The following is a 527-nucleotide window of genomic DNA, read 5'->3' as shown; positions in this document are numbered from 1 at the left end:
TGATTATTGATTATTGAGCTAATGGGGGTCGTAGTAACCCCATTACACGATGATTGTATTACTCATATAGATTTGAGTGATTGGTAAATTACCTTTCTAAATATAACGGCGACAAAAAGGGATGAATTTTACCCCAGATTAAAATATTTGTATAAAAAATGGCGCTTGTGGCTCTTACTTTGTAAGCCACAGCGCCAGATTAATTATTTACGTTTTGTGCCTTGTAACCATAATTGGTTACGATGACGTTCAAAATTAGAGAAGATATACTCAGGATTTTGGTTTGAAATTTCTTCTTTAATTTGAGCTTCAAGCTCTTTCAGAATCTTTTGAGTCTGTTGGGTGCTCGGAATTTTGATAAAGACTAAAATTTCGCCATTTTTTACGTCAATGCAGGACTTACGGACAGCGCGATTAAATTTCTCGTTGATGGGATTAAAAATGGTCACTTTTTGAGTTTCTACAATTTTTCCGGAGCGTTCGCTTTGTCTCATGAATCGTCGGAGATTAAAAGTTTGCTTGATTGA

General features: G+C 35.3%; 1 pseudogene. It reads right to left on the bottom strand.

The features are described from left to right. Positions 1–203: 203 nt before the first annotated feature. A pseudogene (locus BABA_RS25885) lies at positions 204–527 on the bottom strand (hypothetical protein); the annotation flags it as partial.

The organism is Neobacillus bataviensis LMG 21833, from assembly GCF_000307875.1.
Lineage (GTDB): Bacteria > Bacillota > Bacilli > Bacillales > Cytobacillaceae > Neobacillus > Neobacillus bataviensis.
The sequence above is the reverse complement of the archived record's forward strand: the minus strand, read 5'-3'. Positions and strand labels throughout refer to the sequence as shown.